The sequence below is a fragment of the Clostridium sp. NkU-1 genome (assembly GCA_001312405.1).
In genome coordinates this window covers 509,042-522,045 of record BBDR01000001.1, presented here as the reverse complement: position 1 = coordinate 522,045, position 13,004 = coordinate 509,042, and the positions used below count along the sequence as shown (strand labels likewise).

Genomic DNA, 13,004 nt, shown 5'->3' with positions numbered 1-13,004 from the left:
CAACCGGGCCAACGGGCCCGATTGGAGCAACCGGAGCAACCGGACCTACTGGTGATACGGGACCGATTGGAGCAACCGGAGCAACCGGGCCAACGGGACCGATTGGAGCAACCGGAGCAACCGGGACCTACCGGTGATACGGGCCCAATTGGAGCAACCGGCCCCACTGGACCAACCGGGCCTACCGGCCCCACAGGCTTGGCGGGAGATGGAGCAATTATTCCGTTTGCGTCTGGAACACCTGTTACTTTGACCACAGTACTCGGAGGATTGCTTAACACCTCCAGCGCAGTTGGATTCGGGAGCAACCTTCCTGCATCTCAGCCGCCAGCGGAACAATCAATCTGCAGGGGCTGACGAACTTGGCGTTCTCCATGCCCAGGTCTGGGATTATTACCTCCTTGGCCGGTTATTTGAGCATTAGCGCTGGGGTCAGCCTGATTGGCTCAACCGTAACAGTATCCGCTCAGCTGTTCCAATCCACCACACCTAACAACACCTTCGTTGAGGTGCCGGGTGCAGTGGTTACGCTAGCGCCTCCACTTTCGGGATTAATTTCTATCGGCAATATCAGCAGCGGTATCACCACCGGGCTGAACATTCCTGTTACTGCAGGAACCAGGTTGCTTTTGGTATTCTCCGCAGAGGTCACGGCTGGTCTTGATTTAGCAGCCACCGTCGCAGGCTATGCCAGTGCTGGACTTGGAATTTCCTAAGAAGCTCATAAAGCAGTCCTTACAATCGTGTGTTTTTAAGATGATAACGCTGCTTCGTATGAATTAGTATAGGGGCGGGGCGTCTGTTTGCAGACGTCCCGTTTTCCTTATTAAACCCCTCAAAGGTTTTTTCGGTCTTCCTTAGATTACAGGTGGTGCGAAACCGATAGACCTCACCAGCCCCGCTGAACCAGCCGGGGCACTTCCAAAGCCCCCAGGGCCGCAGTTAGAATTGTAAACTTCATCATCAGCTAGTGTGACTCTGGTAAATGGTACCGGGATCAGAAACAGTTTAGGAAACCTGATTTTTTCCGGTTTGCGGATGTGGGTTTAAATGAAAGTTAATAGTAACGCACTATACAATAAAATAGCACAAGATATCGTATTTAAGCCATTTCTTTGATTTGTGGAAAACTTTGAATGGTAATAATAAGGATTTTATAAACAATTATAGTATTTACTGGGTAGAAACGGACATTCCACATTACAGTCCATAGTCATCACAATGCTTGCGGCTGGAATTTCTAACAATAGTTTGTTATACTGCGCCGCCTCTATATCAATATTGTAAAGCTGCTTCATAAGGAGCACAGCATCTTAGCTAATTCGTGGTTTGGTTTCCGTTCCTGCCAAGTAGCATTCCATTAAATTACCTGCAAAATGGCTGCCTAAAGCTTCGGCAATTTGACTACGGCAAGAATTGTGAACAAAAATGTGCTCCTTTGCCCACTCATCCGTCCTTTTAAAGCGTGAGCAAACGGTCACCTTTGATTTCATCGGCGCTCCATGTAATCAATGCAAATTTACCGTCAGCATGTTCATTAATACGATTAAGCCATTCAACCTCATTTGCCGCCTTTGCCGCCAATATGGGATTGGTGGTGTCAGTGCCGAATAAGGACTGATTGATAATCCACCATTGAGTAGATATACCCGCACGCTTCAAATCGTCCTCCAAACGCAGTGCCTCATAAACAGGGGTTGCTTCGGGCAGAGTCACAATAAGAACTTCGGTTTCATCGGATTTTAACCGTGGCAGGAGCTTTTTTTACTGAGTCAGGAATTTCACCTTTTGTTCGCTGGATTTCGTGATTGTAACTTTGTGTGGATTCCAGCAAAAGCAGAGTGTGGCCGGTAGGCGCAGTGTCAATTACAACTACCTGATCGTCGGCTTTCTCCACTATTTCCGCAAAGGCACGAAACACGGCAATTTCCTGTGTACAGGGAGAACGTAAATCTTCCTCGACATAGGCAATATCCTCGTCACTTATACCAGACGCCCGTGCCTTGCGAAGCACTTCAGACTGGTACTTTTTCAGTTCTTCAGCCTCGTCGATATGGCTCATGGAAACGCCGCAGCTTTCGTCCAATACAAATTTCAGATGTGCGGCGGGGTCAGTGGTAGTAAGATGAACTTTTTCTCCGCGCTTTGCGAGGCCCAACGCGATAGCAGCGGCGACAGTGGTTTTTCCTACGCCTCCCTTACCCATGGTGAAAATAACACGTTTACCGCCTGCCGCGAGTTCACCTATTACATGATTCAGCGCAGGGACATGGGCAGCGTTCAGTGTTTCCGTCCGTACAGTCACATGGTCGGTATTCAGCAAGGCACGCACATTTTCCAGCCCAGTGACGTTATAGGCACGCAATGGCACCATATAGCGCGGAAGCGTTTGCAAGCGCTCCGGCATTGCGTTAAATGCGGCCTGCTGTTTCTCGTAAAGGCTGGAAGAAAGCGTGTCGCTGAATTGGGTCAGTACACCATTAATTATCAGCATTTGATTGTGAACGCCCAGTGAGGAAAGTTCACCGGAAGCCCGCGCCGCTTCTTTAAACGGTGCTGTTTCGGGGCGCGTCACAAGGATCAATGTGGTCAGGTCCCTATTTGCCAGAGTTTCCACAGCCTGCTTGTAAATCTCCTTTTTACTTTCCAGACCGGAAAGCTGACCCAAACAGGACGCACCGTGAGTGCTTTCACTGATAAAATTACTCCATGCGGAGGGAAGCTGGAGCATACGCAGAGTGTGACCAGTAGGTGCAGTGTCAAAAATGATATGGTCATATTCCTCTTGTACTTTACCGTCTGTGATAAAGCTGGAAAATTCATTGAATGCTGCGATCTCCACAGTACAGGAGCCGGAAAGCTGTTCCTCCATGTTGGCAAGAATCGTGTCAGGAAGCTTGCCGCGGTAAGGGGCAATGACGCTTTCACGATATTCGGCAGCAGCTTGAATTGGGTCGAGGTTAGCCACAACCAAGTTAGGCACGTCAGGAATCTGTGTCCCCTTGTTTGTCAACTCTATGGAAAAAAACGTCCTGCAAATTAGAAGCTGGGTCAGTACTGATTAGCAGCACCCGTTTTCCGTTGTCTGCCAGCGATACAGCGGTGGCGCAGGCAACGCTGGTTTTTCCCACGCCGCCCTTGCCGGTATAGAAGAGGTACTTTGTAAGTCTGATGGCACGAGGGTCAAATAAATTCATTTTAGCAACAGCCTCCTTTGCAGCAGCATCCATCATTTCCCTGCGCCTTTTTTTGCTGGTTTTCCCAGCAGATTGGCGGGCAGGCCAAGCCATTCCGTAAATTCCGTATTGGTGGGGTACCTGCCAGTTAGAACGATTTTTCCGTCCATTACAGCAACGGGTAAGCCGTCCGGCCCCTTTTCGTTGATGAAATCATTGACGGCCTTGTTATTTACAAATTCCATGGGTGCGCTGTTGAGATTGAAACGATCAACGATTACACCGTGTTTTTTCAACGTATCAAGAACCGTTGAGATACGAAGCAGTTCAGGGTCAACCCCTACTCCGCAAAGTCCGGTCGAGCAGCACATAGCGGGTTCAAAGATTTGCATTTTTTTCATAGAGATACCTTCTTTCATTGAATTTATTTTAGATTCACGTCACGCCAAGAAGCGTTCCGGATTCTTAGTTAACGGCAGGGGGTATTTGTTCCTTTATTCCTTTGGAAACCATTTTTGTGTACTGTTTGCGATCTTTACCAATATTAACATGACCGGCACTTCGGTCAAGACACCAACGGTAGTAGCAAGCGCAGCAGCAGAGCTGGTGCCAAACAGGGCGATTGCCACAGCAACGGACAGTTCAAAAAAAGTTGGATGCGCCGATCATTCCAGCTGGTGCGGAAATGGAATAGGGCAGCTTTAATAGCCGGGCAGTAAAGTAAGCGATAAAGAAAATAAGGAACGTCTGAATAATAAGAGGAATAGCGATTAAAACAATGTGCAGCGGATTACGGATTATGGTTTCGCCTTGGAACGCAAAAACCAGTACCAGTGTTAATAATAGGCCTGTCGTTGTAACACCATCAAATTTCCTGACAAACGTATGATTGAAGTAATCGATACCTTTCTTATTGATTACCAATGTACGGGTCAGCATTCCCCCTGTCAGCGGAATGACCACAAACAGCACTACCGATAAAATCAGAGTGTTCCACGGTACCGCGACATTTGAAACGCCAAGCAGGAATTTAACAATAGGCACAAAGGCTGCTAAAATTATAAGGTCGTTTGTTGCCACCTGTACGACGGTATAAGCAGGATTCCCTTTCGTTAAACTGCTCCACACAAAAACCATAGCAGTACATGGGGCAGCTCCCAAAAGCACTGCGCCTGCCAGATATTCCGTTGCCAGCTCTGGGGTGATATATGCCTTGAAAATCACAAAGAAAAAGAGCGAGGCTATTGCATACATGGTAAATGGCTTAATAAGCCAGTTTGTAACCCATGTGACAAACAGTCCTTTGGGATTTTGCCAACATTTTTAATGCTTTGAAAATCCACTTTCATCATCATGGGGTAAATCATCAGCCAGATTAAAACCGCCATTGGTATTGACACTTTTGCATACTCAAACCGATTCATAAAAGCGGGGATAGCTGGCAAAAACTTTCCAATTAATATCCCTGTTATCATGCAGAGAATAACCCAAAAGGTGAGATATTTTTGAAAAAAATCCAGATCTGTATGTTTTTCAGATTTCATATTTCATGCTCCTATCATATAGAATTTTTTCTATGTATCGACAATTTTTTTGTCGATGTCAAATTTCCTTTAAGGAACATGACACCGACAACAGCGGTGGCAGTAATGCATTTATACGTCCCCCCCTTTACGATGGCAGATGCAATCAGGTTTTGAAGTGAACACCTCTCCTAACTGCTGATAAAAAGCTTGCAGGCGTTCATCATTTAATGAGTAATAGATCCACTTACCCTCTGGCCTCGCTTTCACCAAACCAGCGTCCATAAGTACTTTCATATCATGGGATAGGGTTGGCTGGGTAATATGAAATTTCTCTAAAATCTTACAGGCGCACAGCTCCCCACAGGAAAGCATATCGACAATTCGCAATCGCTTTGGGTCGGACAAGGCCTTTAGGATTTTGGCGTTCTGAATATATTTTTCTTCCATCGTACAACCTCACATAGAATTTTTTCTATATATAATAGTATGCTGTAATATTAGAAATGTCAATACTATTTTACGTTTTTTTCTCATCTGGTAAATTATAATGGATGATGGAATGGGAAACAGATTTCCAATGCCTCTGTGCTACATGAGCACAGCTGACTGTAATGGATCAATTCGACCGGATATTTCTGATAAATATCTTTTGCTTTGCTGCTAACCATAAAATTCGGTTTTGCAAGGCGCAGCAAATTGTATGAGTAGGATTGGAGCAGATAAGAATCCATATAGGCCGGATGGCTCATCAGTTCCCCATATGTCCTGGAAGAGATAATGGCGTGCAGGAGACCAACACATAGACCAGTTGAATCGTATATAAATAAAGGCGAGTATCCCAATAGTAAGGACTCGCCTTTCTGCCTCTTAAATTCATAGAGTAAGCTGTAATCGTTCACCTTAGTATCCACATGTGGCATCAACAATAATAGCAGTAAGAGATGAATTGTTAATAGTTGTTATACCTGCAGTAGCAACGCCAGCTGGAGTAGCTATTACACTATAGATACAGCATTCATCACAGGCCATATCACAATCACATATAGAGAATGAGAAGATATTCCCATCCGTAACTTCTACAAGTGGTAAAAATGTCCAAGTTCGTCCAATAGGAATAGGTGCCAATTGATTTCTGCATTGTTTAAAAATCTGGAAATTAAGAATTAGAGATGCAGAAGTAGTAATGATATTACTTGCAAATTCTAATTGGATACATGGATGATTCATACCTTCTGTTTCTATATTTACAGTAGCTAATGTAAATGTAACTCCGGGAAGAGTCGCGACAGGAAGCGTTACAGATCCTGACGACACACCACATTTCAGGCGTGTCCTATTAGGTTTTAGAGGTTCGGGAATTCTTTCAAATTTACAAACGCATTTATTTTCACTGCTTTTATGCTCACAATCATAACATGTTTCTATATTTTCGCATCCGTCACCGTATTCATTGGCATTCATAAAAAGCCCTCCTTAGCCTGATTTTGCATTTTTAAAAGAAGTTGTCTAAATCTTCATAATCTATTATATTCTAAAACTAATTCTCCGTGATTTTACCCTGATATTTATAGTACAGTATAATCAGGCATTGAGGAGGCCTCTGCACAGGATACTTATTTACTCTCTGCTGGGGACACAATTTGGAGAGTAGCAAACTATGTAAAAAATGGGATACATCCCGGTGGGGAACACGCGTTCCAAAAACCAGACAAAATATTTAGGAAAAAAAGTTGGTATTCTCATATATGCATTTACTTTAGAATGGAGAGGGAATCCCCATATTACTTAGATTCCCTGGACTGCCAGAAAGGTGCTATTTAAATTTTAATTAGGAAAAACGTAATATCTTAAAAAACCAAATAATAAATTGCAATTTTCATTAAGCAAATTGTAAATATATTGTAATGCCAAAATTTGGGTTTTCCTGTTATACTAATTTAATAAAAAGAAGGAGGATAAATCATGAATAAAATTTTAAAGTTATTGATAACCGGCGTTAGCTCCCTGGCATTAGTCCTATCAGGAAGTGCTATTATAACACATGCAGAGGAGCCGGTTTCACTGCCCAACTCCATACGTATCTACGGAACAGTAACCTCAGTTTCCGAAGACAGACTTCGTATGACACGGAAAGACGGTGCCAGCGCAGGCCAGGAAATTATCCTGAACCTTTCCGCTGAGTCAAAGATTTTAAACTCCGTCAGCGGAGATCCAGTAGCCGCAGAACAGATACAGAATGGTGAATTTATCTATGCTGATATTAGTCCGGCCATGACCCTTAGTCTGCCGCCAATATCAAATGCCATTGTAGTGCTGTGTAAAGTCCCGGCTGATTATCAGGTCCCGGAATATGTAACTGTAGCGTCTATGAATATAAACTCAGACGGGCAGACTGGAATCCTCACCTCTGATACAGGGAAGCAATACAGCATAACTGATCAAAGTAAACTGTTTCCATATTTAACCCGGAACATTGTTACAGTCCATAACCTGTCAAAAGGACGCAATTGCCTGGTCTGGTCAAATGATAATACTGTTTCAAAGATTATGGTATTCCCAGATTCCAGTACATCAGATAAGCAGACCGGCTGGATAAAAAAAAGATAATTCCTGGTATTTTTATGATATCAATGGCTTGGTATATACAGGATGGCTGAGTGATAACAATGACTGGTATTACCTGGATCCTGAGACTGGAATTATGAGAACAGGTTTCATCACCCTGGAGGGCAATACATACTATCTCCAAAAAGACGGACGCATGCTTACATCTTCCAAAACATTTATTCCAGATGAAAACGGCGTACTAAGATAAGCATTGATTTTAATATGGAAAGCTTCTTTTCAAAAAGCCGGAAGGATTTCCACGATCCTGCCGGCTTCTCCCTTTTATAAAGACTTTACTACGATTTGCGCCTTTAAATACTGGTTTTTCAAATTTAAGGCAATTAAGAACTACTAGCTAATACTGATAGTTGGTAGTTTTTTTGTATTTATTTTAGTTGTTCGGGACTTTCGAATCTTGTTTTTTTGTTCCATCCACTCTTTTTTAGAAAGGCGATACTCAAAAGAGCAATATATTTTATTAAGTTCTTTTGAATGATAAGTTCCTTCCTGTTGAAATATAAATCCACACTTCTCAATCATTCCCTTTGAAGCTAAGTTTTCTTGAAAGCAACATGCCCAAATGTATGAAATACCATGATTAAACAGATAATCAAGAATTGCAATTATTGCCTCTGACATAATACCTCGTCGTTGATAAGCACGATTTAAAGCACAGCCAAGTTCCCTGGTATCCTCACGTCCTTCTTCTGAATCCTCATCAATGGAAATGTGTCCAAGTACTTTTCCATTCTCATACCAAACTATTGCTAATTTCCGTTTTTGCAGTATCCATTCAGAAAGGATTTTCTTCGTCTGCAATATTGAATTGTGAGCAGGCCAGCCTGCAATCTCTCCAACCCCTGCTTGATTGCAATATTCAAAAACATCGCTTAAATCCTGTTCTGTAAAAGGCCGCAATTGTAAACGTGATGTTAATATGTTCACACCTATTTCTCCTTTAAAAAAGAACTATATTAATATAATACTTCTTTAATTACCAACTATCAATATTAAATTACCAATGTGCAGTGATCCGTCAAATCAGATGATTACTGAGCAGACAAGGCGCCTGATTTACCATTGCCATTAACGGCTGCATTTCAAAATTACAAGGGCATACAAACCTGCAAGCCGTCAAAAAAAATCTGGTTTAAGTTGGAAAGCAATCATAGAATGAAATTTTTAAAGGAATGCCATACTTAAAATAGATTTATAATAAAAGGAGGCAGACCATGAGCAAAGATAATTCAAAAAAAAGTACAAAAAAATCATAAAAAAGAAGATGGTACTTTTCATTCAAAGCATATTAAGCATAATCCGCAAGCAGAAAGTGCTCGGGCCGTATTCGGGTTAAAGGCAGATAATTCGAAAGATAAAGAATCTTAGACTTTTAATATCATTAAAATATCTCACGTTCAGCCGAAAAAAGCAGGCAAGTATAGAAACTATTTCCACATATAAGTAAATAGTTTCTATGAGACTTTTATCGGTTTATAGGCGATTTGTAAGGAGGCTGTCAACATGTCTAATTATACTGGTGTAGTAAAATGGTTTGATAACGAAAGAGGCTATGGCTTTATCTCAACAAACGAAGGTCAGGATGTTTTCGTACATCATTCACAAGTGAAAGAAAAAACTCATAATAAAGATTTACATGAGGGTGAGTCTGTCAATTTTGACGTTAAGCAGGATGACAAAGGATTATCTGCTCTAAATGTCCATAAAATTTAAATTGTAAAGGAGTTATCTTATGAACAAAATTCATTATGATATATCAGGCATACAAAATTCGGAGGTTAAAACTCAGCTTAAAAATGCATTAGATAAAATAGATGGAATTACTATGGTCAATGTTGATGCAGCAAGAGGTTCGATTGAAGTTGGATACAATCAATCAACAGACGAAAATACAATTAAATCGTGTATCGAAAATGTTGGCTGCAATATAAAGAGCCAATCCAGTGACTTCTAAGAATGGAGTCTGTGAAAAAGATTCTTGAATAAACGCCAATTTCTAAAACTTTTTTTATGCTAATATAAAAAACTACCTTGTGGTAGACAATTCGTACTATTAAGAGTAGGGAAACACGTCCCTATTCTTTTTTTGTTACAAAGAGTTTAACTGAATCAGGTAATTTCCCATTTCAAATGCGAAAAGCACTAAGTGGCGGGGGAGGACTTACTTGTGTCAGGTGGAGTAAAAGCTCACCTGACAAGCAGCGATAGCTGCTATATTACATAGCTCCAGCAAATTGTTCTTAGCCGAAGGTGGGAGAGAGAAAGACGGGCATCTGAGGGATAACAGCCAAGAACCGTTCCGAAATGCTCGACCAGCTAATTTACACTTATGGCTATTGTAAAAATGATTTATTTATTTTATTATAGTCTTCATGATTTCATGTTAAATAAACATGAAACATGGACATATTATATTTATAACAGAGGAGAAAAGAATGGCTAAATTATTTTTTTAGATATGGCGCAATGGGGAGTTCTAAAACAGCTAACGCACTCATGACAAGATATAATTTCTTAGAAAAGGGGAAAAACGTTTTATTAATAAAGCCTGATGCAGAAACCAGGGATGAAAAAAACGAAAATCAGATCAAGGATCGGGCTGGAAGCAGATTGCATTTTATGGTCTGAGTTCAAGGGTTACGATTATAATTCAATCAAAGAATTGGATGCAATCATTGTAGATGAAGTACAATTTCTTTCAGAAAATGATATAGAACAACTTTCTAATATTGTTGATGAATGCGATGTTTCAGTTTTCTGTTACGGTCTTAGAACGGACTTTACATCCCATCTTTTTCCAGGTTCCAAACGCTTGATGGAACTGGCAGATGAAATTGAGGAACTAAAAACAGTTTGCTGGTGTGGTAACAGTGCAAACATGAATGCAAGAATTGATAAAGATGGGAACGTAGTCAGACAAGGGCAGCAAATATTAATGGGGGCAAATGATAAATACATTTCATTGTGCCGTAAACACTATAAAGAAGGTAAAATCAAACAATAGATTTACACAAATTCATATGCTTACTATCAGCCGGGGCGTTGGCCCCGGTAAAAAAAAGCAGCTGCAAAAGAACATATATTCGTTTTTTGTTGTCTCAAGTGCCTGAAAAGGCTTGTCTGCACATACACTGGCTGTCTGGAAAACAGTTAGTTTGTTCTTCTCAAAGAAAATACTATTCAAATTACAATTAAAGCTTGATTAAAATAATTATTATTAAAAAAAAGATTGACTAAAATAATTTTATCAAATATAATAAAAGTAACCAAAAAAAATGGCATATTGAAACAGCAGTTGTACAATATGCGCCTTAGGAGGAGGTATATATTTATGTTTAAGCAGCTTCAAAAATTAGGTAAGGCATTTATGTTACCAATCGCCATTCTTCCTGCAGCAGGTCTTTTGTTAGGGATCGGCGGGGCAATGTCCAATCCAAACACGATTGCAGCTTATCCATTTTTGAACATCTTTGCTCTGCAGGCATTATTTACTGTTATGAGTAAAGCGGGAGAAGTGGTGTTTGGGAATCTGTCACTTATCATGTGTATTGGTCTGGCTGTGGGGCTTGCAAAAAAGGACAAAGGAACGGCAGGCCTGGCAGCTGCGGTTGCTTTTCTGGTCATGAATGCGTCCATCGGTGCATTGCTGTCAGTCTTTAAGCCGGAGGGCAACACAATTGATACCGGTGTTGTAGGCTCTATTATTATTGGCTGTATGGTTACCTATTTCCATAACCGGTACCGCAATATACAGCTGCCACCGTTTCTGGGATTTTTCGGAGGTTCCCGTTTTATACCGATCATATCCTCATTTGCGGCAATTTTTGTGGGCGCAATATTCTTCCTGATCTGGCCTCCGTTTCAGTCATTATTGGTTTCCAGCGGCCAGGCCATTGCAAGCATGGGAGTTTTTGGAACATTCCTGTATGGATTTTTGATGAGGCTTTGCGGAGCGGTAGGCCTGCATCATATGATTTATCCCATGTTCTGGTATACGGAATTAGGCGGAGTTGCTACTGTAGGGGGACAGGAAATTGCAGGTGCTCAGAAAATTTTCTTTGCCCAGCTGGCTGATCCTAATTTTACAGGAATGTACACCGAGGGTACGCGATTTTTTTGCAGGCCGTTTTGATACGATGATTTTCGGTTTACCGGCTGCATGTCTTGCAATGTATCACTGTGTTCCTCAAAAACGGCGTAAATTGGTATTCGGTTTATTCTTTTCAGCGGCTCTGACATCATTTTTAACAGGTATTACGGAACCCATTGAATTCATGTTTCTGTTTGTAGCTCCATGGCTGTATGTGATTCATGCATTTTTGGATGGCCTCTCCTTTGCGATTGCCGATCTTTTAAGCGTTCGCATCGGAAACACTTTTTCCGGCGGAATCATTGACTTTACCTTATTTGGAGTCCTGCAGGGCAATGCCAAAACTCACTGGATCTATGTAGTGGTGGTGGGAGTATTCTGGGCGATTCTATATTATGTATTATTCCGTTTCCTGATCACAAAGTTTAATATCCCGACTCCAGGCCGCGAGGAAGGAGAAGATGATGAGGTAAATGTGGAAACAAAGGGTACAATTGCAGAAACAGCTCTTCGCGTGCTTGCAGCGTTAGGCGGCAAGGAAAATATTGAAGATTGTGATGCTTGTATTACCCGCCTGCGTGTGGCAGTAAAGGATATCAGCAAGGTTGATAAAGAAGCCATTAAGCGGGAAGGCGCTGCGTCCGTACTGGAGGTAAAAGGCGGCATTCAGGCAATATTTGGAGCTAAGGCAGATCTGATAAAATCAAAAATAAACGACATAATCGGCGAAGAATAGGGAGATGTGATACTTATGAATAGAGGTTTGATTGTATCCTGTCAGGCGCTTCCGGAGGAACCCCTGCACAGTTCATTCATTATGGGGCGTATGGCTCTGGCAGCAAAAGAGGGAGGCGCAGTCGGTATTCGTGCAAACAGCGTGGAAGATATTGAAGAAATCAAGAAAAATGTGGATCTTCCGATTATCGGAATTATCAAAAAAGTATATGAGGAAGGCAAGCCTTATATCACCCCCACATTTGCAGAGGTGGACGCGCTGGTCCGGACCGGTGTTGATGTAGTGGCAGTGGATGCCACCAAAAATCAGGATGTGGATTTTCTGTATAAGCTTCATGAGAAATATCCTCACCAAAAATTTATGGCAGACATTTCAACAGAAGAAGAGGGGCTGCGCGCAGACGAAATTGGTTTTGACTTTGTGGGTCTGACCCTGCTGGGATATACGCCTCAGTCCCAAGGACTGGATAAATTTAAGGTACTAAAGTCTTTGATTGCGAAATGTACCCATCCTGTTATTGCAGAAGGAAATTTCAACACACCGGAACAGGCTGCAAGGGCCATTGAATTAGGAGCCTACGCAGTAGTAGTAGGAACGGCCATCACACGCCCTCAATGCATTACCCGTGGATTTGCCGAGGCAGTATCAAAGGTTAATAAATAAATTTACGCCTTCCTTCTGTTTCCTCTGAAATCTTTTCGTTTTTACTAAAAAGTGATATAATAAGAACACTTTATAAAATATGGGTTCAATTTTCACAAATTTAAGACGAAAGCACAAGAGGTATCAATATGGACATTCTTTCATCAATTCAAAAAAAATATAATACGTTTACAGATAAAGAACGAAGT

The 13,004-nt window shown here is 41.6% G+C and carries 12 protein-coding genes and 4 pseudogenes; 9 read left to right on the top strand and 7 right to left on the bottom strand.

The window, feature by feature from the left end:
- Nucleotides 1-362 precede the first annotated feature (362 nt).
- Entirely contained in the window at nt 363-716 is a 354-nt protein-coding gene (locus JCM10519_RS02585; protein WP_347842896.1) for an exosporium glycoprotein BclB-related protein, read from the top strand.
- A 456-nt stretch (nt 717-1,172) separates the two neighbouring features.
- Here JCM10519_RS02585 and JCM10519_RS25700 read toward each other — a convergent pair.
- The 6 genes and pseudogenes from JCM10519_RS25700 to JCM10519_RS02560 form a co-directional block, all read right to left on the bottom strand.
- Nucleotides 1,173-1,430, bottom strand: a pseudogene (locus JCM10519_RS25700) (arsenate reductase ArsC); the annotation flags it as partial.
- A 28-nt stretch (nt 1,431-1,458) separates the two neighbouring features.
- A pseudogene (arsA, locus tag JCM10519_RS02580) lies at nt 1,459-3,197 on the bottom strand (arsenical pump-driving ATPase).
- Nucleotides 3,198-3,229: 32 nt separating this feature from the next.
- Nucleotides 3,230-3,577, bottom strand: coding sequence for an arsenite efflux transporter metallochaperone ArsD (gene arsD / locus JCM10519_RS02575; RefSeq protein ID WP_054737835.1), 348 nt, complete (start codon nt 3,575-3,577; stop codon nt 3,230-3,232).
- A 93-nt stretch (nt 3,578-3,670) separates the two neighbouring features.
- Nucleotides 3,671-4,720 (bottom strand): annotated as a pseudogene (gene arsB / locus JCM10519_RS02570) (ACR3 family arsenite efflux transporter).
- Between the two features lie 111 nt (nt 4,721-4,831).
- Entirely contained in the window at nt 4,832-5,149 is a 318-nt protein-coding gene (locus JCM10519_RS02565) for a metalloregulator ArsR/SmtB family transcription factor (protein ID WP_054737834.1), read from the bottom strand.
- A 453-nt stretch (nt 5,150-5,602) separates the two neighbouring features.
- Nucleotides 5,603-6,163, bottom strand: a complete 561-nt coding sequence (locus tag JCM10519_RS02560; protein ID WP_054737833.1) for a DUF4489 domain-containing protein — start codon at nt 6,161-6,163, stop codon at nt 5,603-5,605.
- Between the two features lie 501 nt (nt 6,164-6,664).
- Between JCM10519_RS02560 and JCM10519_RS02555 the strand changes: the two genes are divergently transcribed.
- Together JCM10519_RS02555 and JCM10519_RS02550 are read left to right on the top strand one after the other, a co-directional pair.
- Nucleotides 6,665-7,309 (top strand): hypothetical protein, encoded by a 645-nt coding sequence (locus JCM10519_RS02555; protein WP_054737832.1) that lies wholly within the window; start codon nt 6,665-6,667, stop codon nt 7,307-7,309.
- Between the two features lie 28 nt (nt 7,310-7,337).
- Complete coding sequence (locus tag JCM10519_RS02550) at nt 7,338-7,517, top strand: hypothetical protein (protein ID WP_054737831.1); 180 nt, start codon at nt 7,338-7,340, stop codon at nt 7,515-7,517.
- A 143-nt stretch (nt 7,518-7,660) separates the two neighbouring features.
- Here the strand turns inward: JCM10519_RS02550 and JCM10519_RS02545 are convergent, their stop codons facing one another.
- Nucleotides 7,661-8,254, bottom strand: a complete 594-nt coding sequence (locus JCM10519_RS02545; protein ID WP_347842895.1) for a GNAT family protein — start codon at nt 8,252-8,254, stop codon at nt 7,661-7,663.
- Nucleotides 8,255-8,551: 297 nt separating this feature from the next.
- Between JCM10519_RS02545 and JCM10519_RS25695 the strand changes: the two genes are divergently transcribed.
- The 6 genes and pseudogenes from JCM10519_RS25695 (at nt 8,552) to JCM10519_RS02520 (ending at nt 12,816) form a co-directional block, all read left to right on the top strand.
- Nucleotides 8,552-8,695, top strand: a complete 144-nt coding sequence (locus JCM10519_RS25695) for a CPC_1213 family protein (RefSeq protein ID WP_347842941.1) — start codon at nt 8,552-8,554, stop codon at nt 8,693-8,695.
- 135 nt (nt 8,696-8,830) lie between these two features.
- Nucleotides 8,831-9,040, top strand: a complete 210-nt coding sequence (locus JCM10519_RS02540; protein ID WP_054737830.1) for a cold shock domain-containing protein — start codon at nt 8,831-8,833, stop codon at nt 9,038-9,040.
- A gap of 19 nt (nt 9,041-9,059) precedes the next feature.
- The gene (locus tag JCM10519_RS02535; protein WP_054737829.1) at nt 9,060-9,281 is read left to right on the top strand and encodes a hypothetical protein; all 222 of its coding nucleotides are present in this window, start codon (nt 9,060-9,062) and stop codon (nt 9,279-9,281) included.
- A 612-nt stretch (nt 9,282-9,893) separates the two neighbouring features.
- Nucleotides 9,894-10,331 carry a thymidine kinase gene (locus JCM10519_RS02530; RefSeq protein ID WP_347842894.1) on the top strand — a complete coding sequence of 146 codons (438 nt, stop codon included), beginning with the start codon at nt 9,894-9,896 and terminating at the stop codon, nt 10,329-10,331.
- Nucleotides 10,332-10,658: 327 nt separating this feature from the next.
- Nucleotides 10,659-12,153: pseudogene (locus JCM10519_RS02525) on the top strand (PTS transporter subunit EIIC).
- Between the two features lie 15 nt (nt 12,154-12,168).
- Entirely contained in the window at nt 12,169-12,816 is a 648-nt protein-coding gene (locus tag JCM10519_RS02520) for a putative N-acetylmannosamine-6-phosphate 2-epimerase (RefSeq protein WP_054737828.1), read from the top strand.
- Nucleotides 12,817-13,004 lie beyond the last annotated feature (188 nt).

Coding starts and splice junctions, on each gene's coding strand:
- arsD (WP_054737835.1), bottom strand. CDS start 3,577: ATGAAAAAAATGCAAATCTTTGAACCCGCTATGTGCTGCTCGACCGGA.
- JCM10519_RS02565 (WP_054737834.1), bottom strand. CDS start 5,149: ATGGAAGAAAAATATATTCAGAACGCCAAAATCCTAAAGGCCTTGTCC.
- JCM10519_RS02560 (WP_054737833.1), bottom strand. CDS start 6,163: ATGAATGCCAATGAATACGGTGACGGATGCGAAAATATAGAAACATGT.
- JCM10519_RS02555 (WP_054737832.1), top strand. CDS start 6,665: ATGAATAAAATTTTAAAGTTATTGATAACCGGCGTTAGCTCCCTGGCA.
- JCM10519_RS02540 (WP_054737830.1), top strand. CDS start 8,831: ATGTCTAATTATACTGGTGTAGTAAAATGGTTTGATAACGAAAGAGGC.
- JCM10519_RS02535 (WP_054737829.1), top strand. CDS start 9,060: ATGAACAAAATTCATTATGATATATCAGGCATACAAAATTCGGAGGTT.
- JCM10519_RS02530 (WP_347842894.1), top strand. CDS start 9,894: ATGAAAAAAACGAAAATCAGATCAAGGATCGGGCTGGAAGCAGATTGC.
- JCM10519_RS02520 (WP_054737828.1), top strand. CDS start 12,169: ATGAATAGAGGTTTGATTGTATCCTGTCAGGCGCTTCCGGAGGAACCC.